A 21,961-nucleotide genomic window follows, 5' to 3' on the forward strand; every position below is an offset into this window, starting at 1 on the left:
CCTCACGAGCACCGTCACCGCTCCCGCCAAGTTCGGCGCCCGCCTGGTCACCCCGCTGGTGGCCGGCGCGGTGCTCAACCCCATCAACTCCACGCTCATCGCCGTCGCGCTCGTGCCGATCGGGCAGAGCTTCGGCGCCGGCCCCGGGCAGACCGCCTGGCTCATTTCCGCGCTGTACCTGGCCACCGCGGTCGGGCAGCCGGTGGTCGGCCTGCTGGTCGACCGCCACGGCGCCCGCCGCGTCCTGCTCGGCGGCGCGAGCCTGGTGATCGTCGCCGGCATCGCGGGCATGATCCCGATCTCCGTCGGCTGGCTGACCGGCGTGCGGGTCGTCCTGGGCCTGGGCACCTGCGCCGGGTTCCCGGCCGCGATGGCCGTACTGCGGCACCACGCCGAAGCGAGCGGCCAAGGTGTGCCCGCGCGGGTGCTGTCGGTGCTGTCGATGTCCGCCCAGACGGTGATGGTGATCGGCCCGACGCTGGGCGGCGTGCTGATCGGCCTCTTCGGGTGGCCGGCGATCTTCGCGGTGAACATCCCGCTCGCCGGGCTGTCGCTGGTCCTGGCCCTGCTGTGGGTGCCGAAGGACGACCGCGGCGAGCGCACCGCCACCCGGATCGACGTGCTCGGCATCGCGCTGTTCTCCGCGACCCTGCTCGCGCTCCTGTTCTTCCTGATGGACCCCGGCGCCGAGGTCTGGCTGCTCGCCGTCGTCGCCGCCTTCGGGACCGCGTTCACCCTCGTCGAACTGCGGCGCGACACGCCCTTCCTCGACCTGCGGATGCTCGCGGCCAATCGCGCGATCCTGCGGACCTACCTGCGGCAGGCGCTGAGCTTCATGGCCATCTACGCGATCATGTTCGGGTACGTCCAGTGGCTGGAGACCGCGCGGCAGCTGTCGGAGGAGGCCGCCGGGCTGATGCTGCTGCCCATGTCGGGCACCGCTGTCTGCGCGGCGGCGTTCTCCGGGCGCGCGTCCGGCATCAAGGCACGGCTGGTCACCGTCGCGGTGGCGCTGGCCGGCGGCTCGGCCCTGCTGCTGCTCGTCCACGACGGCACGTGGGTCGGTGCGCTGCTCGCCCTGGCCGCGTTGTTCGGCCTCGCCCAGGGCCTGACCAGCGTCGCGAACCAGACGACGCTCTACCGCGAGGCGCCCGCCGAGCAGATGGGCACCGCGAGCGGCCTGTTCCGCACGGCCCAGTACCTCGGCGCGATCGTGGCCTCGACGCTCATCGCGCTGTGCTACGGCCCGCACGCGGACTCCGCGGGCCTGCACCGGCTGGCCGTCGCGCTGGTCGTCATCAGCGGGCTGCTGCTCGTGGTCACCGTCGCCGACCGGGGGCTGCGCACCGAAAAGGCGTGACCCTCGTGGCGCCCGGCGATCATCGAGGCGCACGATGGAAGCATGACCCGTGAAGCGCCGGCGCAGGACGTGGACGAATCCCGCCTCGAGGTGGGCAAGCCGAAGGGCTGGGCGGCCGGCATCCCGGGCGTCGCCGTGTCCCTCGCACGCAGCGTCGAGCAGATGGGCACCGGCCGGACGATCAAGGCGCTGCGGCTGCTGAACCAGCGCGAAGGCTTCGACTGCCCCGGCTGCGCGTGGCCGGAACCCCGCGAGGTCGACGGCGAGAAGCGCAAGCTGGCCGAATTCTGCGAGAACGGCGCGAAGGCCGTCGCCGAGGAAGCCACGAAACGGCGGGTGGACCGCGAGTTCTTCGCGAAGCACCCGATCGGCGAGCTCGAAACCAAGACCGACTACTGGCTGGGCCAGCAGGGCCGGATCACCGAGCCGTTCGTGCTGCGCGACGGCGCGACGCACTACGAGCCGATCTCGTGGGACGACGCGTTCGAGCTGGTCGCGGGCGAGCTGACGGCGCTGACCGACCCCGACGAAGCGATCTTCTACACCTCCGGCCGCACCAGCAACGAGGCCGCGTTCCTCTACCAGCTGCTGGTGCGTTCCTTCGGCACCAACAACCTGCCGGACTGCTCCAACATGTGCCACGAATCCTCGGGCGCGGCGCTGGCGGCCACCACCGGCATCGGCAAGGGCTCGGTGAGCCTGGCCGACATCCACCGCGCCGACCTCATCGTCGTCGTCGGGCAGAACCCGGGCACCAACCACCCGCGGATGCTCTCGGCGCTGGAGGAGGCCAAGGGCCGCGGCGCGAAGATCATCGCCGTCAACCCGCTGCCCGAAGCCGGGCTGATGCGGTTCAAGAACCCGCAGAACGTCCGCGGTGTCGTCGGCAAGGGCACGCCGCTGGCCGACGAGTTCGCCCAGGTCCGCCTCGGCGGCGACTTGGCGCTGTTCCAGGCTGTCGGGCACCTGCTGCTGGCCTGGGAGGCCGAGGCGCCCGGCGCGATCGTCGACCGCGAGTTCGTCGACCGGGTCACCGAGGGCTTCGACAGCTACGCGAAGCACCTCCAGGAGGTCGACTGGCCGGAGGTCGAGCGCGCGACCGGCCTCCCGCGCGCGCAGATCGAGCGCGTCGCGCGGATGATCGCCTCCTCCGAGCGCACCATCTACTGCTGGGCGATGGGCCTCACCCAGCACAAGCACGCGGTGCCGACGATCTCCGAGATCGCCAACCTCGCCCTGATGCGCGGGATGATCGGCAAGCCCGGCGCGGGCCTGTGCCCGGTGCGCGGGCACTCCAACGTCCAGGGCGACCGGACCATGGGCATCTGGGAGAAGATGCCGCAGTCCTTCATGGATGCCCTTGCCGCCGAATTCGGCATCGAGGTCCCGCGCGAGCACGGCTTCGACACCGTCGACGCGATCCGGGCGATGCGCGACGGCCGCGGCAAGGTGTTCTTCGCCGTCGGCGGCAACTTCGCCTCCGCGACGCCGGACTCGGAACTGACCGAGAAGGCCCTGCGCTCGTGCTCGCTGACCGCGCACGTCTCGACGAAGCTGAACCGCTCGCACGTCGTGCACGGCCGCACCGCGCTGATCCTGCCGACGCTCGGCCGCACCGAACGCGACGTCCAAGCCGGCGGTGAGCAGTTCGTCACGGTCGAGGACTCGATGTCGCAGGTGCACACCTCGCGCGGACGCCTGAAGCCGGCGAGCGAGCACCTGCTCTCGGAGGTCGCCATCGTCTGCCGGCTCGCGGAGAAGCTCTTCGGTGCGGGCCACGCCGTGCCGTGGCGGACGTTCGAGGCCGACTACGACCTGATCCGCGACCGGATCTCGCGGGTCGTGCCGGGCTGCCAGGACTACAACCGGCGCGTCCGCGAGCCGGACGGCTTCGTGTTGCCGCACGCGCCGCGCGACTCCCGCGAGTTCACCGGGACCGCGAACGGCAAGGGCAACTTCACGGTGTCGGAACTGGAGTACCCGCAGGTCCCCGCGGGCCGGCTGCTGCTGCAGACGATGCGCAGCCACGACCAGTACAACACCACGATCTACGGGCTCTCGGACCGCTACCGCGGGATCGAGAACGCCCGCCGCGTGGTGCTGGTCAACCCCGACGACCTCGGGGAGCTCGGCCTGGCCGACGGCGCCGTGGTCGACCTGGTCTCCGAATGGCGCGACGACCCGGAACGGCGCGCGCCGGCGTTCCGGGTCGTCGCGTACCCGACCGCCCGCGGCTGCGCGGCGGCGTACTTCCCGGAGGCGAACGCGCTGGTGCCGCTGGACTCGGTCGCCGACAAGTCGAACACGCCGGTGTCGAAGGCGATCGTCGTGCGGCTCGAACCTCAGCCCTGATAGTCCCGCCGCAGCGTGCCGGTCATGTCCGTGACCACGGCCTGCACGTCGTCCAGCGTCGCGGCCGGGATCAGCGCGGCCTCGGTGCCGCCGTCGGCGATGGCCAGGCCGAGCACGACGTTCCCGGTGCGCACGGCGGCCCACTGCTCGGAGAACCCGGCCTCGTCGCCGACTCCGGTGGCGAGCCGGACACCCGAGTGGTCGCCGAGCGCGTCGGTCATCAGCTGGCTGGCCTTGGTGGCGGCTTCGTCCGCGTCGGACTGCGTGAAGCGCACGACGGCGATCGTGACGAGCCGGTAGTCCTGGAGGTTGGGCCGGCCGCCGCCCAGGTCACGCGCGAACAGGCGGCGGCAGGTGGTGACCTCGTTGTCGTCGCTGGCGTGGTCGTCGGGGATGACCTTGGACTCGGCGGCCTTCACCGAGTCGACCGGCATCTCGACGGTCTTGGGCGCGAGTTGCGCCTGCGTGTTCGGCCCTGGCAGCCGGCAGGCGTCGATCGCGCCCGGGTAGTGCACCGAAGCGGACGCCGACTGGCATCCGGCACAAAGAACGGCTGAAGCGAGGACGGGCAAGATCCACCCACCCCGGGCGACACTGCTGCGCATAAATCCCGGACTTTCCGTATTCCCTGAAATTGAGTTTCCAAGATCGCCCACCGATCGGGTGAACTTTCGCCCGCCACGTGGTCCTGCCCGCGCCGACGGTCACCGCACCCTGCCTCACCAGTGCGGCAGCGTCAAGACCACTGACCCGGGTGGTCCGCTGTGGTCCAGTCGGGACGATCCTCGCGGGAATTCCCCGCGCATTTCAGGGATTCGACGGAAAATCCGGAACTCCGCCGTCGATCAATTCACCCGCCGGTCAGTTGACACAAACGACGCCGTTCGAAGTGATCGGCTCGTCCGCGGCGCCCGCGGGAGCGCCACCGCCGGCGGACACACCGGGGCCGGAATAGACCGTGCCGAGCACCACCTCGATGTGCCCGGCCGGCACCGACGCGGACTGCTGCGTCGTCAGCCCGCCCAGCAGCTTCGCCACCTCGGCGCCGCGCTCGGCCAGGGCGGGACCGAAGCGGACCAGCGACGTCCGCCGGGTGTCCGAGTTGCCGGTCGCGCGCGACGTGAACCCCTTGTCCCGCAGGACCGCCGCCACGCGGGTCGCGAGCCCCTCCTTCGGGCCCGCGTTGGAGACGTCGACGGTGACCGGGGCGGCCGGGTTGGCCGGGGTGGCCGGCGCACTGGAGGCCGCCGGGGCCGCGCTGCCGATCAGGCTCGCCGCGAAGGCCTTCACCGCCGCGGGGTCGACCTGCACCGCCGTCGCCTTGGGGTTCGCCGGGTCGTAGCGGTAGTCGACGTTGCCGACCGGGATCGTCGCGAACTGGATCCCGCCGCCGCTGACCCCGCGCATCTGCCCGACGAAGTCGAGGAGGTTCCACGAGTCGTCCAGCACCACCGAGCGCTTCACCGCGTCGATCAGGTCCGAAAGCTTCCCCGGATCGGCCAGCGTGCCCGCCGAGAGCACCTGCCTGGCCAGCCCGGCGAGGAACACCTGCTGGCGCCGGACGCGGGCGAGGTCGGTGCCCGGGAGGCCGTCACGCTGCCGGACGAAGGCGAGCGCGTCCGCCCCCGCGACGCGCTGCGGCCCGGCCTGGAAGTCCGCGCCCGAGTTCTTGTCCTTGGTGGCTTCCTTCAGGCAGACCTCAACCCCGCCGATGGCCTTGCTGATTTCGTAGAAGCTGAGCAGGTTGACCTCGGCGAAGTGGTCGATCTTCACGCCGGTGAGGTCCTCGACCGCCTGGCGCGTCGCGCGCCGCCCGGCGGTGAGCGCACCCTGGTTGATCTTCGCTTTGTCGGTCTCGCCCGTCCTGCGCAGCCGCCCCGCCTCGGCCGCCTTCGCCCGCCCGAACGCGGCGTTGATCTTGCCCTTTCCACCCGCCATCGAGACGTAGCTGTCCCGCGGGATGGAAAACGCTTTCACCTCTTTGGTGCCGTTCGGGATCCGCAGCACGATCAGGGTGTCGGTGAGGTCGTCACCGTTGGCGCCGGCCCGCAGCTCGCGCAGCACCTCGGGCGCCAGCGGCTTGCCCTGGTTGTCCTCGCGCGCGTCCCGGCCGACCAGGAGGATGTCGAGCGAGCCGTCGGCCGGCTGCTCCCCCGGCTTCGTCTCGCCGTCCGCGTCGATCACGCTGTCGCGCGACACCTCGTCGAGGGCGCGGAGGTTCGTGTAGCCGTACGCGGTGCCGCCCAGCACGACGAGGGCCAGCCCGGCGACGACGATCTTCCCCAGTGGATGCACGCCCCTCCGGACGCCTGAGCGCCGGGAGCCGCTGCACGAGTGAGATTCAGGTCACATTCGCAGGTGCGAAGCTCCGTTGAGGTCGAGGATCGCGCCGGAGGCCCAGGTCGCTTCGGCCGAGGCCAAGTAGACGACGGCCGCGGCAACCTCCTCGGGCGTGCCGACCCGCCCGAACGGGCTCTGCGCGCGCAGGGCGTCGTCGATCCGGTCGGCGACGCGCTCGGTGGCGGTGAAGCCGGGAGCCACCGACGTCACGGAGATGCCGTGGGGTGCGAGGGAGACGGCGAGCGACTGGCCGAACGCGTGCAGCGCGGCCTTGCTCGCGCCGTACGCGGGGTGGTCCGGCTCGCCCTTGAACGCCCCGCGCGACCCGACGTTGACGATCCGGCCCGGCGCACCGCGCCCGATCAGGTGCCGGGCGACGCAGTAACTGAGGTTCGCGGCGCCGACGAGGTTGACGTCGACGGTCCGCCGCCAGATCCGCTGCCAGTCCGCATAGGACACTCCGGCCACGGGGTGCGCGGTCTCGGCCGACGTCGCGACGGCGGCGTTGTTGACCAGCACGTCGACGCCGCCGAGCCCGGCTTCGGCCGCGTCGGCGATCTTCCGCGCCGCCTCGGGGTCGGCGAGGTCACCGCCGATGAGCACGTGCCCCTCACCGGGGAGCGCTTTCACCGTCTCTTCGGCGTCCGCGGCCCGACGTCCATAGTGGACTGCGATCCGGTCTCCGCGCGCCGCGAAGGCGAGTGCCACGGCCCGGCCGATGCCACGGGAAGCCCCGGTGACGAGAACACCACGCACAGCACTCCTTCCGATCGCCCGGGGCCATGCTCCCACGGACGACATTCGGCGCAGCGCGCTGGCCGGAGCGGAGCAGTCCCCGCGACCGGAACGTGAGCAGCGGGTGAACGCCGGGCGAATTCGATCTTGACCGGTTTCCGCCCTCCCGCGGCATCCCTAGGCTCGTGGTGACCGGAATCCGTTACCGCACTGGGGGTTTTCATGATTCGGTTCGCCAAGTTCCTGGCCGTGGCCGGTCTCGCCGCGGCCGCGTCCGTCGCCGTCACCGGTCCCGCCGAAGCGGCGACTTACCAGAACATCCTCAACTACAACAGCGGCCACTGCCTGTCGGTCGAGGGCGGCGGCAGCACGAGCAACGGCGCCAACGCGATCCAGTGGACCTGCAACGGCGGCGGCGAGCAGGCCTGGGCCTGGTCCGGCCACCGGCTGGTGAACTACAAGAGCGGCAAGTGCCTGTCGCTGGCCGGCGGCGGCAGCTCGGCCAACGGCACCGAACTCATCCAGTGGACCTGCAACGGCGGCCCGGAACAGGACTGGTACTACCGCGACTACCACCTCGTCAACGGCAAGACCGGCAAGGTCGCCTCGATCGAAGGCGGCGGTACCACCCGGACCGGCGCGAAGGCGATCCAGTGGTTCGACAACGGCGGGGCCGAGCAGTACTGGACCTTCCGCGACGCGATCATCGAGGCCTGACGCCGGTGGCGCCCGGTGCCGCCGCACCGGGCGCCGCGGGCGCTTCAGCCGAACAGCTGGACCAGCTTCAGGAACAGCTGGTACACCCCGTACCCGAACGGGAGCACCACCCACGCCCAGGCCAGCACGATCAGCGGCACCCGGTTGGGCTTCGTCGACGCTTCGCTCATCACGCTTCACTCCTCACGGCCTCGGGGACCGGCTCGTGGTACTTCTCCTTGACCGGGCGCACCAGCTCGTTGGCCACGAAGCCGACGACGAGCAAGCCGATCATGATGAAGAACGACGTCGTATACAGGTCCGGGCCGGACTTGCCCGCCGCTTTCTCGCCGTCGGCGATGCGGTTGACGATCAGCGGGCCGAGCACGCCCGCCACCGACCACGCCGTGAGCAGGCGGCCGTGGATCGCGCCCACCTGGTAGGTGCCGAAGAGGTCCTTCAGGTACGCCGGGACCGTCGCGAACCCGCCGCCGTAGAACGACAGGATCACCATCGCGCACAGGATGAACACGAGCTTCGACGAGTTCTGCGTCAGCGCGATCACCAGGTACAGCAGCGCGCCGACGCCGAGGTAGGTGCGGTAGATGTTCTTGCGGCCGACCAGGTCCGAAGTGGACGACCAGACGAACCGGCCGAGCATGTTGCACAGCGACAGCAGCGCGACGAACCCGGCCGCCGAGGCCACGCCGACCGGGGTCGACGTGCCCTTGAAGAAGTCCTGGATCATCGGCGACGCCTTCTCCAGGATGCCGATGCCCGCGGTGACGTTGAAGCACAGGACCACCCACAGGCACCAGAACTGCGGCGTCTTGATCGCGTTGGCGGCCGAGACGTTCGCCGTGCTGATCATCGCCGTGCCGTGGTCGGTCTTCGGCTCCCAGCCCGCCGGCTTCCAGTCGTCGGCCGGCACGCGCACGAGCAGCCAGCCCATCGACATGAACACCGCGTAGACGAGGCCGTGGATCAGGAACGCCGTCGCGATGGTGCCCGTCGTCGGCGAGGTGCCCAGCATCGACGACGACCACGGCGAGGCGATCAGCGCGCCGCCGCCGAAGCCCATGATGGCGATGCCGGTGGCCATGCCCGGCCGGTCCGGGAACCACTTGATCAGCGTCGACACCGGGGAGATGTAGCCGATGCCCAGCCCGACGCCACCGATGCCGCCGTAGCCGAGGACGACCAGCCAGAACTGCCCGGTCGCCACGCCGAGCGCGGAGATGAGGAATCCGCTGGCGAAGCAGCACATCGACACGAACATCGCCCAGCGCGGGCCGTTCTTCTCGACGAGCGTGCCGCCGAACGCCGCGGAGAGCCCCAGCATGACGATGCCGAGCTGGAACGGCAGCGAGCTCTGCGTGCCGTTGAGGTGCAGCGTCTTCTCGAGCGGGGTCTTGAAGACGCTCCACGCGTAGGCCTGCCCGATCGACAGGTGCACCGAGAGGGCCGCCGGCGGCACCAGCCAGCGCGTCCAGCTCGGCGGGGCCACGATCCGGGATCGGTCCAGGAAGCCGAGAGCCATCGGTTCCCTCCGTATTCTGGGGATGATGGAGGGAATGTATTACTAAATACCCGGTGTTGCACCATACGAGTGTCGAACTTTCGGGCAGCGAAAGGTGTGCTGATGGGCAGGGTGACCGTGCGCAGGCCGGTGCGGCGGATTTCCGCGACCGGGGACCGGCGCCGCGTCGACGCGCTGGCGGCCGAAGAGCCCCTGGAGCTGCGGGTCGGCGGCCGGGCGCTGGCGGTCACGATGCGCACGCCCGGCCACGACGTCGAGCTGGCCCACGGCTTCCTGCTGTCCGAAGGCGTCATCGGCGGCCGAACCGACATCGCGGTCGCCCGCTACTGCGACGGCGTCGACGACCAGGGCCGCAACACCTACAACGTGCTGGACATCGCGCTGGCCGACGGCGTCCCGCCGCCGGACACCGGCGTCGAGCGCAACTTCTACACCACCTCGTCGTGCGGCGTCTGCGGCAAGGCCGCGCTGGACGCGGTCAAGCTCCGCACCCGCTTCTCCCCCGCCTCGGCCGCCTTCGCGGTGAAGAGCGAGACGTTGTCGGGCCTGCCGGACGCGCTGCGCGCCCGCCAGAAGGTGTTCGCCAGCACCGGCGGCCTGCACGCGGCGGCCCTGTTCACCCCGGACGGCGAACTCGCCGTGGTCCGCGAGGACGTCGGCCGGCACAACGCGGTGGACAAGGTGCTGGGCTGGGCGGTCCTCGAAGACCGGATCCCGGCACCCGGCCACGGTCTCCTGGTGTCCGGGCGCGCGTCGTTCGAACTGGTCCAGAAGGCCGCGATGGCGGGCATCGGGCTGCTGGCCGCGGTCTCGGCACCGTCGTCACTGGCGGTGGAGCTGGCCGAGGAGAACGGCATGACCCTGGTCGGCTTCCTCCGCGGCGACTCGATGAACCTCTACACCGGTGACCACCGGATCCTGACCTAAACCGAGGCGACCCAGTTGCCGTGGAAGCCGTTGGGCACGCGGTCCGGCAGGTGGATCGCGGCCACCGTCTCCAGCGTGCCGGCGTCCAAGATCGTCAGGTCGCTGCGCCGGGTCGCCGGGTCGAACACGAAGCCCATCAGGACGCCGTCGTCCTCCGCCGCGTCGTCGTGGCGGGGGACGAACACGAACTCGCCCGGCTGGCGGCCCGCGCCGAACGCCCGCTCGTGCCGCGCGCCCGTGTGGAAGTCGTGCTTGTACAGCGAGCCACCGGGCTCCGCGCCACCGTCGGCCGACATCGCGTAACCGTAGCGGTGGCGGCGGCCGATCAGGCGCTCGTCCACGCGCGGGAACTCCTGGCCGCGGTCGTCGAGGCGCTCCTCGAGCACCTTGCCCGCGGCCAGGTCGACCGTCCAGCGGTCCAGGGTCGGGCCGCCCTCGTCCGGGCCGTGCAGCTCGCGGTCGAACATCTTCGGGTGGCGGACGACGTCCAGCACCACGCTGTCGCCGTCGTCGTAGGCGTTGAGCGGGTGGAAGACGTAGCACGGCTCGACGTCGAACCACCGGACGTCCCGGTTGCCGCCCGCACGCGGCATCACGCCGATCCGCGCCGGGTACTTCGGGTTCCAGCGGTAGGGCAGGCCGCCGTTCGCGCCGATCTTGCCGGCCATCATCGCGGTCACCGGGTCCGGCACACGAACCTTGCCGACCATGGCCGACACGACCAGCTTCGCCGGCGTGCGCAGCGCAGCCGGCACGCTGGCGGCGACCGCCATCTCGGCGTTGAACGTCACCGGCAGGTCGTAGAAGACGACGTGGTTCTCGGTCAGCGAGAAGTCGTGCATCATCGGCGACCCGGTGACCTCGATGTCGACCGTGCGGCGGGCGCGGCCGGCCGCGTCGATCACCGAGTACTGGACCTTGTTCCCCATGCCGAAGAAGTACGAGACGGCGTGCAGCTCGCCGGTGCGCGGGTCGCGCTTGGGGTGGGCGGTGTAGCCGCCGGGCAGCGTGCCGTCGAAGTCGCAGCGGCCGACGGTGTCGAGCTCGTCGGTCAGCTCGTAGATCGGCGCGCCCGCCTCGACCAGGGCGAGGGTCTTGCCCGCGTGGCCGATGACGTTGGTGTTGGCGCCGAGCGCGTCCAGCCCGCAGAACCGGCTCGCGTCTTCGCCGTTCAGCGCCGCCGCCACGGCTGGGTTGCGCACCCAGCGGTTGCGGTACCACTCGGCCTTCCCGTCGCGCAGCCGCACGCCGTGGACCATGCCGTCGCCCATGAACCAGTGGTAGGCCGCCGGATCCACCTCGGACAGCGGATTCGGGCCGTTGCGCAGGTACCGGCCGTCGAGGAATTCCGGGATCCGCCCGGTAACGGCCAGCCCGGTGATCGTGTGCTCCCGGCTGACCGGAGCGAAGTTGCCTTCGAGGAACTTGTTGCCCATGTGACCCCTCCACGGTTGCTATAACTTGGTTATACAACCAGGTATAACAGGGTTATGGGATACTGGCAAGCATGAGCCCCAAACCGCGCGCGACCGACGTCAAAGCCCGGCTCGTGGAGGCCGCCATCCGACTGCTCGACGAGAACGGCCCCGATGCCCTGCAGGCCCGCAAGCTGGCGGCGGAGGTCGGCGCCTCGACGATGGCGGTCTACACGCACTTCGGCGGCATGGCCGCGCTGGTCGACGAGGTCGCGCGCGCCGGCTTCCTGCGCCTGTCGGCGTGGCTGGCCGAGGTCGGGGAGACCGACGACCCGGTGGCCGACATCTTCAGCCTGGCCCGCACCTACCGGCAGGCGGTCGCCGAGCAGCCGCAGCTGTTCGCGGTGACGTTCGGCCAGTCCGCTCCCGGCGGCAAGCGGGCGACGCTGTCCGACCTCACCACCCCGGAAGGCCGCGAAGCCGCTCAGGAGGGGCTGGAGGCGTTCGCCCACATCGTCCGGGCGGCCGCGCGCGCCATCGCGGCCGGCCGGTTCCGGCCCGCGGACGAGTACCAGGCGGCCGCCCAGCTCTGGAGTGCGCTGCACGGATTCGTCACACTGGAGGCGTCGGGGCACTTCGGCCCCGGTGAACAGGGCATAGACCACATTTTGATCCCCCTCGGGATCACCATGGCGGTGGGTCTCGGGGACACTGTGGACGAAGCCGGGCGCTCGGCCGAGGCGGCACGGGCGGCTTGGCGGGCGAGGAACGGAAACGCCGGGCAGGGTGAGAACGAATAACCCGGTGAACGCGGACGCGAGGGAACGCGGAGCGGGTGCGCGGCGTCCTTATGAGGGGGCAGGGGGACGGAGACAGGGTGAACGAGCAAAACGAGGACGCGGAACCGGCCGGGGCGGTCGTCGAGGCGGTCCAGGGGGCCCGGCGGTGGCTCAGCCGCCGGTCGGTGCTGATCGCGGGCGCGTCCGGGCTGGCCGTGACCGGGCTGGCCGTCGGCACCGCGACCGGCAAGCTGCCGTTCAGCCAGGCCCTGCAGCGGACCGTCGGCGTGACGTCGTCGAACCCGACGACCCAGCTGGGCAGCACGCGCGTCGAGCGCGTCTACTCCGCCGCGCGCGGCCGGATGGTCGACCTGGTGTTCATCCTGCCGTCGAAGACCCCGCCGAAGGGGCTGCCGATGTCGCTCGCGCTGCACGGCCTGCACGGCAACGCCCGCAGCGCCGTGCCCACCGGCACGCTCAAGCAGCTCGCCAGCGACGTCGCTCGCAAGGCGGTCCCGGCGTTCGGCTTCGTGGCCGTCGACGGCGGCGACAACTACTGGCACCAGGTGCACCCCGGCGACGACCCGATGGCCATGCTGCTGGAGGAGGTCCCGCAGTGGCTGCGGGCCCGCGGCTTCGCCGGCCCGACGGGGCTGCCGTTCGCCTGCACGGGAATGTCGATGGGCGGCTTCGGCGCGCTGGTGTACACGCGCCGGCGGGTCGAGCGGCGCCAGCCGCCCGCCGCCGTCGCGACGCTGGCCCCGGCGCTGATCACGTCGTGGCCGGAGATGGCCAAGCGGCACATCTTCACCGGGATCCAGGACTGGACGGCCCTCGACCCGCTGCGGCACATCGACGAGACCAAGAGCGTGGCCAACGGCATCTGGTGCGGCACGGAGGACTCGTTCATCACCGGCGTCCGCCGCTACATCGACGCGGCCCACCCGGCGGTCGCGCACACCGCCCACGGCAAGCACGGCGACTCGTTCAACCGCACGGCGGTGCCGAGCCTGATCAGTTTCCTCGGCAAGCACGTCCCCCGCGCCGACTGACCACGGCCGGGTCAGCGGGTGAAGTGGATGCGGGTGGTCGTGCGGCCCGGCACCCAGTAGGTGCGGACCAGGTCGGCCAGGCGGTTGACCAGCAGAAGGCCGCGGCCGCCCAGGGTGGTCGCCGACGGCGGGATGCGGCCGGCCAGGGGCTCGGCGATCGTGCCGTCGTCGCTGACCTCGCCGACCACCTGTGACGCCTCCGACCACAGCCGCAGCACGCCGGTGCCGCCGCCGTAGAGGACGCTGTTCGTCGTCAGCTCGGCGATCGCCAGCGCGAAGTCGTCGCGGCGGGGGCGGCGCAGGCCGTGGCGGGCCGCCCAGATCTCCGCGAAGCCGCGCAGCGACGCCAGCTGCCCGATGTCGAACCGGCGCTCGACCGCGCCCGGCGGCGGCTCGAGCGGCCGCGTGAAGTCCGCCCGGACGCCGTCGGGGTCGAAGCGCGGGCTGGTGAAGGGCCCGGCCAGGCCCCACAGCTCCGGGTGGGTCCGCTCGGCGTCGGCCAGGACCGCCGGCGGCAGCTCTCCGACGTCGTACGGGCAGAGCACCGCGAGGTCACGCCCCGCGAAGGCGTTGTTGATGAGAGCTTCGTGTACGACGCACGCCGGATACTCCGAGTCCGTGCGGCCGGCCCAGATCGGCTCGCCCACGATGCGCACCGGGCGGCCGGCGTGTTCGCCGACAAAGGCGTGCAGCACCGACGGCAGGATGGCACCGGGGTTGCGGCCCGCCCGCTGCATGTCGATCAACCGGACCTCGCCGGCCCGGTCTTCCAGGGCCTTCTCGATCAGCAGCAGGTTGCGGCCGGGGACGGCGACAGCCGCGGGTTCTCCCTGGTCGAGACCTTCGAGGAGGAACGGGAGGACACCGTCCAGGTACTCGGTGTCGCCGCGATAGAAGAGTGCCGGATGCCGAAACGGTCTGAGGGCATCTACCACAGAGATTTGATACCCAATCCGCGACGGCTGCAAACCCTACGGACGTCGGGAATTCACTCCACCCAGCGGCCGACGACGGCGATGAGCCAGAAGCCGACGATGGTCGCCACCGCGAACAGCAGGACCCAGTTGAACAGCTGACGCCGCTCGGTCACGCCGCGGGCCTGCCGCAGCCCGTACGCCGCGACGACGAACAACGGTACGGGGATCAGCGGCAACGGCGAGAGCCGGGACACGACGGCGACGACGCACGTACCGGTGAACACGGCCAGCATGCCCATCAGCACCCGGTGCAGCCACGGGCACCGGTCGGCGACGGACGCGATCACGCGCTCGCTCAGCTCACGGAACCCCAGGACCGGCCCGGCCGGGGTGGTCCCGGCGGGTTCCGGGGCCGGCGGCGCCGGCGCTTGCACGCCGCCGCCCGGAGCGGCCCCGGAACCCGGGAAGGAGTCAGCAGTCATTCAGCTTTCCTGTCGGGTCTCCGGGCCGGGCGGCCCGGAGACGCCCGGCGTCAGGCCGACTTCTCGCCGCGCTCGCTGCGCGCGCGCCGTGTCGGCTGCCGGGCGACGATCGTCGGGTTCACGTTCTCCCGGACGGTCTGCTCGGTGATGACGACCTTCGCCACGTCGTCGCGGCTCGGGATGTCGTACATCACCGGCTGGAGCACTTCTTCCATGATCGCACGCAGCCCGCGGGCACCGGTCCCGCGCAGGACCGCCTGGTCGGCGATGGCCTCGAGCGCGGTCTTGGTGAACTCGAGCTCGACGTTGTCCATCTCGAAGAGCTTCTTGTACTGCTTCACCAGGGCGTTGCGGGGCTGGGTGAGGATGTTGACCAGGGAGTCCTTGTCCAGGTGGTTCACCGTCGCCACGACCGGGAGGCGGCCGATGAACTCCGGGATCAGCCCGAACTTGATCAGGTCCTCGGGCATGGTGTCCGAGAAGACGTCGCTCTCCTCGATCTCGGACTTGGTGCGGATCTCCGCGCCGAAGCCGAGGCCGCGCTTGCCGACCCGCTCGTTGATGATCTTCTCCAGCCCGGCGAACGCACCGGCCACGATGAACAGCACGTTCGTCGTGTCGATCTGGATGAACTCCTGGTGCGGGTGCTTGCGGCCGCCCTGGGGCGGGACCGAGGCCGTGGTGCCCTCGAGGATCTTCAGGAGCGCCTGCTGGACGCCCTCGCCGGAGACGTCCCGGGTGATCGAGGGGTTCTCGCTCTTGCGGGCGATCTTGTCGACCTCGTCGATGTAGATGATCCCGGTCTCGGCCCGCTTGACGTCGTAGTCCGCCGCCTGGATGAGCTTGAGCAGGATGTTTTCGACGTCTTCGCCGACGTAGCCCGCTTCGGTCAGCGCCGTGGCGTCCGCGATGGCGAACGGCACGTTGAGCAGCTTCGCGAGCGTCTGCGCCAGGTAGGTCTTGCCGCACCCGGTGGGGCCGAGCATCAGGATGTTCGACTTCGCGAGCTCGACCGACTCCTCCTTGGAGTCCTTCGGCCCGGCCTTGTCGTCCGCCTGGATCCGCTTGTAGTGGTTGTAGACCGCTACCGCGAGCGTCTTCTTGGCGTCTTCCTGCCCGATGATGTACTGCTCGAGGAACTCGTGGATGTCGGCGGGCTTGGGCAGCTCGTCGAGTTTGACGTCGCCGGCTTCGGCCAGCTCCTCCTCGATGATCTCATTGCAGAGGTCGATGCACTCATCGCAGATGTAGACCCCGGGGCCGGCAATGAGCTTCTTCACCTGCTTCTGGCTCTTCCCACAGAAAGAACACTTCAGCAGGTCTCCGCCGTCACCGATCCGTGCCATGGCCGTTGACCTCGTCCCCTCCGGCGCGGGTTTCCGCGCCTGACGTGTGTTGCGACGGTGCGACCCCCGGTCAGGGGTGACCGAGCGGAGCCTCACGCATTGCCACTGACGGTACCCGTCCGATGCCGCGAGCGGGAACACCCACGAGCTCCGGGAGCACGTCAGAGGACGACCCTAAACCAGGATGCCGGTGTGTGTCGTCTTCTCGACACACACCGGCCCGGCGGATCTACAGAGCCGACGCCTTACGGTACGGCAGCACCTCGTCGATGATGCCGTACGACTTGGCCTCTTCGGCGGTCAGGATCTTGTCCCGCTCGATGTCCTTGCGGATCTGGTCCGCGTCCTTGCCGGTGTGGTGAGCCAGGATGACCTCCATCTGGCGCCGCACCCGCTGGATCTCGTTCGCCTGGATCTCCAGGTCCGAGACCTGGCCGTAGGTGCCCTCGGTGGCCGGCTGGTGGATCAGCACGCGCGAGTTCGGCAGCGCGTAGCGCTTGCCCGGCGTGCCGGCCGACAGCAGCACCGCGGCGGCCGAGGCGGCCTGGCCGAGGCAGTACGTCTGGATGTCCGGGCGGACGAACTGCATCGTGTCGTAGATCGCCATCAGCGAGGTGAACGACCCACCCGGCGAGTTGATGTAGATCAGGATGTCGCGGTCCGGGTCCTCGTGCTCGAGGTGCAGCAGCTGGGCCATCACGTCGTTGGCCGACGCGTCGTCCACCTGCACGCCGAGGAAGATGACCCGCTCTTCGTACAGCTTGTTGTACGGGTTCGACTCCTTGACGCCGTAGCTGGTGCGCTCGACGTAGGACGGGAGGATGTACCGCGACTGGGGGATGTTCGGAGCCCGGAAGTCATCACCCGGGAGCCTGAAGTTGCTCATCGAAAGTCTCCTTGGTGCTTCGGGCTCAGCGGGAGCCCGGACGGGCGATGTCGGCGGTGAGGACGTGGTCCACGAACCCGTAGTCCTTCGCCTCCTGCGCGGTGAACCAGCGGTCCCGGTCGCCGTCCGCGATGATCTGCTCGACCGTCTGCCCGGTCTGCTCCGCGGTGATCTGCGCCAGCTCCCGCTTCCACTTGTTGAACAGGTCCGCCTGGATCGCGATGTCCGACGCCGTGCCGCCGACACCGGCCGACGGCTGGTGCATCAGGATGCGCGCGTGCGGCAGCGAATAGCGCTTGCCCGGCGTGCCCGAGGAGAGCAGGAACTGCCCCATCGAAGCCGCCATGCCCATCGCGTAGGTCGCGACGTCCGGGCGGATCAGCTGCATGGTGTCGTAGATGGCGAACCCGGCGGTGACCGAGCCGCCCGGCGAGTTGATGTAGAAGCGGATGTCGGACTCGGCGTCGTCGGCGTCGAGCAGCAACAGCTGCGCGGTGATGCGGTTGGCGATCTCGTCGTTGACCTCGGAACCGAGGACGACGATGCGCTCCTGGAGCAATCGCTCGAACACCGAGTCGGTGAGGGTGAGCCCTGCGGTGCCGGTCCGCGCCTCGGGCGTGTGCTGCGTCACGTCTGCCTGCCTTTTCGCCGGCAGCGGCCCGGTGCTGACGGCCGCCGCTGTCGTTTCAGATGCTTGAGATCTTGTATCCGACCCTAACGAACTTGGGCGGTGCAGAATGCCTGACACCGCCCAAGTTCGCTCACAGCTTCACTCCGCCGGAGTCTTCGCCGTTTCGTCGGTGACCTGCGTCTCTTCGGTTGCCGCGTCGGTGGCCGCCTCGTCGCTGCCGAACAGCTCCGAAAGGTCGACCTCGGCGCCGGAGCCGTCGGTCACGGTCGTCTTCCGGACGACCGAGGCGAGGGCCTTGCCGCGGCGCACGTCGGCGTAGATCGCGGTCAGCTGCCCCGACTGCTGGGCGCGCTGGACGTACTCGTCCGGGCTGATCCCGAAGCGCTGGGCCTGGTAGATGATCCGCTCGGTGAGCTCGCCGTCGTTGACCGACACCTCTTCCTTGTCGGCGATGGTGTCCAGCAGCAGCTGCGTGCGGACGGCCTTCTCCGACTCGGTGCGGGTCTCCGCGTCGAACTCCTCGAGCGTGCGGCCCTCGGCCTCGAGGGCCTGCGCGAACTGGGCCTCGTCGTGGTCGAACGGGTGGATCGCGTCGTGCTTGCGGTTCTCGATCTCGGCGTCGAGCACCTTCTCCGGGATCGGCACCTCGGTGCGCTCCAGGAGCTCGTCGAGCACCTTGTCGCGGGCCTGGACGCCCTGCTGCATCTTCTTGACGCGGCCGAGCCGCTCGCGCAGGTCGTTCTTGAGCTCTTCGATCGTGTCGAACTCGCTGGCCATCTGGGCGAACTCGTCGTCGGCCTCGGGCAGCTCGCGCGTCTTGACCGACTGGACGGTCACCGTCACCTCGGCGTCCTTGCCGGCGTGCTCCCCGGCGACGAGCTGGGTGGTGAACGACTTGGTCTCGCCGGCGCTCGCGCCGACGATCGCCTCGTCGATGCCGTCGACGAGCTGGCCGGAGCCGATCTCGTAGGACAGCCCGGTGGTGCTCGCCTCCTCGACGGCCTCGCCGTCGACGGTCGCGGCCAGATCGATCGAGACGAAGTCGCCGGTCTCGGCCGGGCGCTCGACGCCGGTCAGCGTGCCGAAGCGGGCGCGCAGCTCGTCGAGCTGCTCGTCGACCTCCGCGTCGGTCAGCTCGACGTCGTCGACGGTGATCGCGAAGCCGTCCAGGTCGGGCAGCTCGATCTCCGGCCGCACGTCGACCTCGGCGGTGAACTCGAGCACGTCGCGGTCTTCGAGCTTGGTCACGTCGAACTCGGGGTTGCCGAGCGTGCGGACCTCGTTCTCGCGGACGGCCTCGATGTACTTCGCCGGGATGGCCTCGTTGACGACCTCGTCGAGCACCGGGCCACGCCCGATCCGGCTTTCCAGGACGCGAGCGGGCGCCTTGCCGGGCCGGAAGCCCGGGATGCGCACCTGCTGGGCGATCTTGCGGTAGGCGCGGTCGAAGTTCGGCTTGAGCTCGTCGAACGGCACCTCGACATTGATCTTGACTCGCGTCGGGCTGAGCTGCTCGACGGTGCTCTTCAAGGTCTTCTCCTCGAGCGGTAACGATTGTGGTGGACAATCCTGCGGAAATGGCCCCGCCTCACCTGCAGGCCGGGACGTCCGAGTCTAGGCCAGTGGCCTGCGCCACCGGGCCGGGGGCCACCTGCGCGGTCAGGCGCCCAGCATCCGGCCGATCACCCAGCGCATCTGGCCGGTCGCGTGCGCCACCGACCCGCTGGGCTGCACGAGGTGCGACAGCAGCAGCCGGACGATGGCCTCGACCGCGACGGTCCACTCCGAAAGGGTCAGCCCGGCCTCCGGGTAGCACCGGGCGAACAGGGCCGCGACGGTGTCGACCGAGCGTTCGAGCACGCCCTCGGGCCGGGTGGTCAGCAGCGGGAGGAAGTCGTCCGAGCCGCCCTTCGGGCACCCGAGCGCGATCAGCAGCAGCGGGTTCACCCGGGCCGCTTCGAGGGTCTGGCGGAACGCGGCGGTGACGCCGTCGACGGGACGGCCCGGGTGGGCGGCGGCGACCTCGCCGACGCGCTCGGCGAAGCGCTCGGTTTCGCGCAGCACCAACGCTTCGGCCAGTTCGGCCTTGGAGCCGAGTTCGTTGTAGACGGTCTGCCTGCTGACGCCGACGTGCGCGGCCAGCTTGCCCATCGTCACCGCGGCCCAGCCCTCGCCGGCGATGAGGCCGGCCGCCGCGTCCAGCAGCCGGTCCCGGGTGCGCGCCGGGGCGGGGTGGGTGACGGCCTTCACACGGCCAGCTTACCTGCCGCTTGCGTTCCGCTGGACCAGACCTTTTTTCGGAGCGTGGCGCAACGTTTACAAACCTCGGCGGGTTGTCTACGGTGACTCCCGCCTCGCCAGGAGCTTCTCGACCGAGGAGACCGCTCGATGCCCGTCGTCGATACCCCGCCGCGCGGCTCCCGGACGTCCGCGACCGCGCCGGCGGCCGGCGTGCCGGCCCCGCGCTCGGTGCCCTCGCCCCGCATCCCGTTGCCCCGCGTGTCCGTGCCGACGCTCCTGTTGTTCGCCGGCGGTGCCGCGCTGTGGGCCACGGCGACCTGGCTGCTGTTGGCCGGGATCGCGCCGCCGGTGTTCACCGTGCCGCTGCACGCGATCGTCACCTTCACGATGTTCACCGTGGTGCACGAATCCGCCCACCACGCCGCAGGAAAGCTGACATGGGTCAACGAAGTGCTCGGCCGGCTGGCGATGCCGTTCGTCGCGGCGTACGCGTCGTTCCCGCTGCTCCGGTTCATCCACAGTGAACACCACCGCAACACGAACGCGGACTCGCACACGGATCCCGACGCGTGGACGTCGCAGGGAACCTGGTGGTCGCTGCCGTTCCGCTGGCTCACCATCGACTTCTGGTACGCGCGTTTCTACACCGCCCGCGTGCGCACCCGGCCGGCGCCGGAGCGGGCGGAGACGATCGTGCTGCTGTCGCTGGCGTTCGTCGCGGCCGCGATCCTGATCGCCTGCGGCCACGGCCGGGAACTGCTGCTGGGCTACCTGCTGCCGCAGCGGATCGGGCTGGCCGTGCTGGCGTGGTGGTTCGACTGGCTCCCCCACCACGGCCTCCCCGAGGCGAAGCCGCGCGACAAGTTCGGCACCACGCGGGTGCGGGTGGGGCTGGAGTGGCTGGTGACGCCGATGATGCTGTTCCAGAACTACCACCTGGTGCACCACCTGCACCCCGCCGTGCCGTTCTACCGCTACCTGCGGGCGTGGCGGGACAACCGGGACGCCTACCTCGCCCGCGACGTCCCGATCATCACGGCGTGGGGCCGGGAGCTGACCCCGGCGGAGTACCGCGCGTGGCGGCGGCTGGCCGACGACTTCGGCGACCACGAGCCGTGCCCGGAGCCGCCACCGCTCGGCCCCAGCCGGTTCCACCGGCTGCGGGTCCGCGAGGTCCGGCCGCTGACCGCGGACGCCGTCGCGATCACCTTCGAGGTCCCGCCGCACCTGGCGCCGGAGTTCCGGTTTTCGCCCGGCCAGCACGTGGCGGTCCGCGCGGTGGTCGACGGCCGTCCCGTGCGGCGGACGTATTCGATCTGCGCACCGGCGGACTCGGGCGAGCTGCGGATCGCGGTGAAGCGGCGGGCCGGCGGGGCGTTCTCCGGCTTCGCGACCACGACGCTGGCCGCGGGCGACTTCCTCGACGTCCTGCCGCCCTCCGGCGCGTTCACGCTCACCCCGGATCCGGCGCGGACCGCGCACTACGTCGCGCTGGCCGCGGGCAGCGGCATCACGCCGGTGCTGTCCATCCTGGTCAGCACGCTCACCGCGGAGCCGCACAGCCGGGCGACGCTGTTGTACGTCAACACGTCGGGCGCGACGACGTTGTTCGCCGCGGAGCTGAGCGCGCTCGCCGACGGGTTCGGCGGCCGGCTGCACGTCGTCCACTACCGCACCGACGAGCGCGACCCGGACCTGCACGCGCACCGGCCGCGCCACTTCGACGCGGTCGGCGAGGCGCTCGCCATCTCCCACGAGCGCTACCAGCGCGGGCGGCTCGACGGGACGCGGCTGCGCGCCCTGCTGCAGAACCGGCTGCACCCGGCGAAGGTCGACGAGTGGTTCCTCTGCGGGCCGCGCGGCCTGACCGAACTGGCCCGCCGCACCCTGGCCGACGCGGACGTCCCGGAGGAGAACGTCCACTTCGAACTCTTCCGCGGTGCGGCGCCCCTGCGCGACCCGGCGGGCACGCCGGCGAAGGTGGCGCTGACGCTGGGCGGCACGACGACGTGCGTCACGGCCGAAGCCGGGGAGACGGTCCTGGACGCGGCGCTGCGGGCCGGGTACGAGGTGCCGTACTCGTGCACCGGCGGCGCGTGCGGAACGTGCCGGGCGACGCTGCTGCACGGCCAGGTGGACATGGACGTCCGGTACGCGCTGACCGAGGACGACGTCGCGGCGGGCCGGATCCTGACGTGCCGCTCCCGCGCGACGACCCCGGAGGTCGCGGTCGACTACGACCGCCGCTGACCTCCGGGGACC

Annotated in this window: 20 protein-coding genes; 7 read left to right on the forward strand and 13 right to left on the reverse strand. The window is 70.7% G+C overall.

The window, feature by feature from the left end; genetic code table 11:
• Positions 1-58 precede the first annotated feature (58 nt).
• Together QRY02_RS24370 and QRY02_RS24375 are read left to right on the forward strand one after the other, a co-directional pair.
• Positions 59-1,360 carry an MFS transporter gene (locus QRY02_RS24370; protein ID WP_285985174.1) on the forward strand — a complete coding sequence of 434 codons (1,302 nt, stop codon included), beginning with the start codon at positions 59-61 and terminating at the stop codon, positions 1,358-1,360.
• Between the two features lie 42 nt (positions 1,361-1,402).
• The gene (locus QRY02_RS24375) at positions 1,403-3,712 is read left to right on the forward strand and encodes an FdhF/YdeP family oxidoreductase (protein WP_285985175.1); all 2,310 of its coding nucleotides are present in this window, start codon (positions 1,403-1,405) and stop codon (positions 3,710-3,712) included.
• Here QRY02_RS24375 and QRY02_RS24380 read toward each other — a convergent pair.
• The 3 genes from QRY02_RS24380 to QRY02_RS24390 all read right to left on the reverse strand — a co-directional run bounded on the left by QRY02_RS24380 (position 3,703) and on the right by QRY02_RS24390 (position 6,808).
• Positions 3,703-4,227 (reverse strand): hypothetical protein, encoded by a 525-nt coding sequence (locus QRY02_RS24380; RefSeq protein WP_285985176.1) that lies wholly within the window; start codon positions 4,225-4,227, stop codon positions 3,703-3,705. The two genes, QRY02_RS24375 and QRY02_RS24380, sit on opposite strands and share 10 nt — an antisense overlap.
• Positions 4,228-4,573: 346 nt before the next feature.
• Entirely contained in the window at positions 4,574-6,007 is a 1,434-nt protein-coding gene (locus QRY02_RS24385; protein WP_285985177.1) for an LCP family protein, read from the reverse strand.
• 51 nt (positions 6,008-6,058) lie between these two features.
• Positions 6,059-6,808, reverse strand: coding sequence for an SDR family NAD(P)-dependent oxidoreductase (locus tag QRY02_RS24390; RefSeq protein ID WP_285985178.1), 750 nt, complete (start codon positions 6,806-6,808; stop codon positions 6,059-6,061).
• Positions 6,809-7,009: 201 nt separating this feature from the next.
• Here QRY02_RS24390 and QRY02_RS24395 point away from each other — a divergent pair, with 201 nt between their 5' ends.
• Positions 7,010-7,504: an RICIN domain-containing protein gene (locus QRY02_RS24395; protein ID WP_285985179.1), complete on the forward strand. Its 495-nt coding sequence runs from the start codon at positions 7,010-7,012 to the stop codon at positions 7,502-7,504.
• A 44-nt stretch (positions 7,505-7,548) separates the two neighbouring features.
• Here QRY02_RS24395 and QRY02_RS24400 read toward each other — a convergent pair whose 3' ends face one another.
• A complete protein-coding gene (locus QRY02_RS24400; RefSeq protein WP_285985180.1) occupies positions 7,549-7,674 on the reverse strand; it encodes an MFS transporter small subunit in 126 nt (41 codons plus the stop codon).
• Positions 7,674-9,023, reverse strand: coding sequence for an L-lactate MFS transporter (locus QRY02_RS24405; RefSeq protein WP_285985181.1), 1,350 nt, complete (start codon positions 9,021-9,023; stop codon positions 7,674-7,676). Before QRY02_RS24405 ends, QRY02_RS24400 begins: the two co-directional genes overlap by 1 nt.
• A 102-nt stretch (positions 9,024-9,125) precedes the next feature.
• Here QRY02_RS24405 and fdhD point away from each other — a divergent pair, with 102 nt between their 5' ends.
• On the forward strand, positions 9,126-9,950 hold the full coding sequence (fdhD, locus tag QRY02_RS24410) for a formate dehydrogenase accessory sulfurtransferase FdhD (protein ID WP_285985182.1): 825 nt from the start codon (positions 9,126-9,128) through the stop codon (positions 9,948-9,950).
• On the opposite strand, the gene QRY02_RS24415 is transcribed toward fdhD, so the two are convergent.
• On the reverse strand, positions 9,947-11,386 hold the full coding sequence (locus tag QRY02_RS24415; protein ID WP_285985183.1) for a carotenoid oxygenase family protein: 1,440 nt from the start codon (positions 11,384-11,386) through the stop codon (positions 9,947-9,949). The two genes, fdhD and QRY02_RS24415, sit on opposite strands and share 4 nt — an antisense overlap.
• A 71-nt stretch (positions 11,387-11,457) precedes the next feature.
• Here QRY02_RS24415 and QRY02_RS24420 point away from each other — a divergent pair, with 71 nt between their 5' ends.
• Together QRY02_RS24420 and QRY02_RS24425 are read left to right on the forward strand one after the other, a co-directional pair.
• Positions 11,458-12,165, forward strand: a complete 708-nt coding sequence (locus QRY02_RS24420) for a TetR/AcrR family transcriptional regulator (protein ID WP_285985184.1) — start codon at positions 11,458-11,460, stop codon at positions 12,163-12,165.
• Between the two features lie 77 nt (positions 12,166-12,242).
• Positions 12,243-13,196: an alpha/beta hydrolase gene (locus QRY02_RS24425; RefSeq protein ID WP_285985185.1), complete on the forward strand. Its 954-nt coding sequence runs from the start codon at positions 12,243-12,245 to the stop codon at positions 13,194-13,196.
• A gap of 11 nt (positions 13,197-13,207) precedes the next feature.
• Here QRY02_RS24425 and QRY02_RS24430 read toward each other — a convergent pair whose 3' ends face one another.
• The 7 genes from QRY02_RS24430 to QRY02_RS24460 form a co-directional block, all read right to left on the reverse strand.
• On the reverse strand, positions 13,208-14,131 hold the full coding sequence (locus tag QRY02_RS24430) for an anti-sigma factor RsbA family regulatory protein (protein WP_285985186.1): 924 nt from the start codon (positions 14,129-14,131) through the stop codon (positions 13,208-13,210).
• Positions 14,132-14,184: 53 nt separating this feature from the next.
• Complete coding sequence (locus tag QRY02_RS24435) at positions 14,185-14,595, reverse strand: hypothetical protein (protein ID WP_285985187.1); 411 nt, start codon at positions 14,593-14,595, stop codon at positions 14,185-14,187.
• Between the two features lie 50 nt (positions 14,596-14,645).
• Complete coding sequence (gene clpX, locus QRY02_RS24440) at positions 14,646-15,941, reverse strand: ATP-dependent Clp protease ATP-binding subunit ClpX (protein ID WP_285985188.1); 1,296 nt, start codon at positions 15,939-15,941, stop codon at positions 14,646-14,648.
• 229 nt (positions 15,942-16,170) lie between these two features.
• Positions 16,171-16,827 (reverse strand): ATP-dependent Clp protease proteolytic subunit, encoded by a 657-nt coding sequence (locus tag QRY02_RS24445; RefSeq protein WP_285985189.1) that lies wholly within the window; start codon positions 16,825-16,827, stop codon positions 16,171-16,173.
• 25 nt (positions 16,828-16,852) lie between these two features.
• Positions 16,853-17,458 (reverse strand): ClpP family protease, encoded by a 606-nt coding sequence (locus tag QRY02_RS24450; protein ID WP_285985190.1) that lies wholly within the window; start codon positions 17,456-17,458, stop codon positions 16,853-16,855.
• A 138-nt stretch (positions 17,459-17,596) separates the two neighbouring features.
• Positions 17,597-18,988, reverse strand: a complete 1,392-nt coding sequence (tig, locus tag QRY02_RS24455) for a trigger factor (RefSeq protein WP_285985191.1) — start codon at positions 18,986-18,988, stop codon at positions 17,597-17,599.
• Between the two features lie 129 nt (positions 18,989-19,117).
• A complete protein-coding gene (locus QRY02_RS24460) occupies positions 19,118-19,708 on the reverse strand; it encodes a TetR/AcrR family transcriptional regulator (protein ID WP_285985192.1) in 591 nt (196 codons plus the stop codon).
• Positions 19,709-19,846: 138 nt separating this feature from the next.
• Between QRY02_RS24460 and QRY02_RS24465 the strand changes: the two genes are divergently transcribed.
• A complete protein-coding gene (locus QRY02_RS24465) occupies positions 19,847-21,949 on the forward strand; it encodes a fatty acid desaturase (RefSeq protein ID WP_285985193.1) in 2,103 nt (700 codons plus the stop codon).
• Positions 21,950-21,961: the final 12 nt, after the last annotated feature.

This window comes from Amycolatopsis sp. DG1A-15b (assembly GCF_030285645.1).
GTDB lineage: Bacteria > Actinomycetota > Actinomycetes > Mycobacteriales > Pseudonocardiaceae > Amycolatopsis.

Bases quoted from the DNA above. Each gene is read 5' to 3' on its own strand.
- clpX (WP_285985188.1), bottom strand. From the start codon at position 15,941: ATGGCACGGATCGGTGACGGCGGAGACCTGCTGAAGTGTTCTTTCTGT.
- QRY02_RS24395 (WP_285985179.1), top strand. From the start codon at position 7,010: ATGATTCGGTTCGCCAAGTTCCTGGCCGTGGCCGGTCTCGCCGCGGCC.
- QRY02_RS24445 (WP_285985189.1), bottom strand. From the start codon at position 16,827: ATGAGCAACTTCAGGCTCCCGGGTGATGACTTCCGGGCTCCGAACATC.
- QRY02_RS24415 (WP_285985183.1), bottom strand. From the start codon at position 11,386: ATGGGCAACAAGTTCCTCGAAGGCAACTTCGCTCCGGTCAGCCGGGAG.
- QRY02_RS24375 (WP_285985175.1), top strand. From the start codon at position 1,403: ATGACCCGTGAAGCGCCGGCGCAGGACGTGGACGAATCCCGCCTCGAG.
- QRY02_RS24400 (WP_285985180.1), bottom strand. From the start codon at position 7,674: ATGAGCGAAGCGTCGACGAAGCCCAACCGGGTGCCGCTGATCGTGCTG.
- fdhD (WP_285985182.1), top strand. From the start codon at position 9,126: ATGGGCAGGGTGACCGTGCGCAGGCCGGTGCGGCGGATTTCCGCGACC.
- QRY02_RS24465 (WP_285985193.1), top strand. From the start codon at position 19,847: ATGCCCGTCGTCGATACCCCGCCGCGCGGCTCCCGGACGTCCGCGACC.
- QRY02_RS24420 (WP_285985184.1), top strand. From the start codon at position 11,458: ATGAGCCCCAAACCGCGCGCGACCGACGTCAAAGCCCGGCTCGTGGAG.
- QRY02_RS24435 (WP_285985187.1), bottom strand. From the start codon at position 14,595: ATGACTGCTGACTCCTTCCCGGGTTCCGGGGCCGCTCCGGGCGGCGGC.
- QRY02_RS24405 (WP_285985181.1), bottom strand. From the start codon at position 9,023: ATGGCTCTCGGCTTCCTGGACCGATCCCGGATCGTGGCCCCGCCGAGC.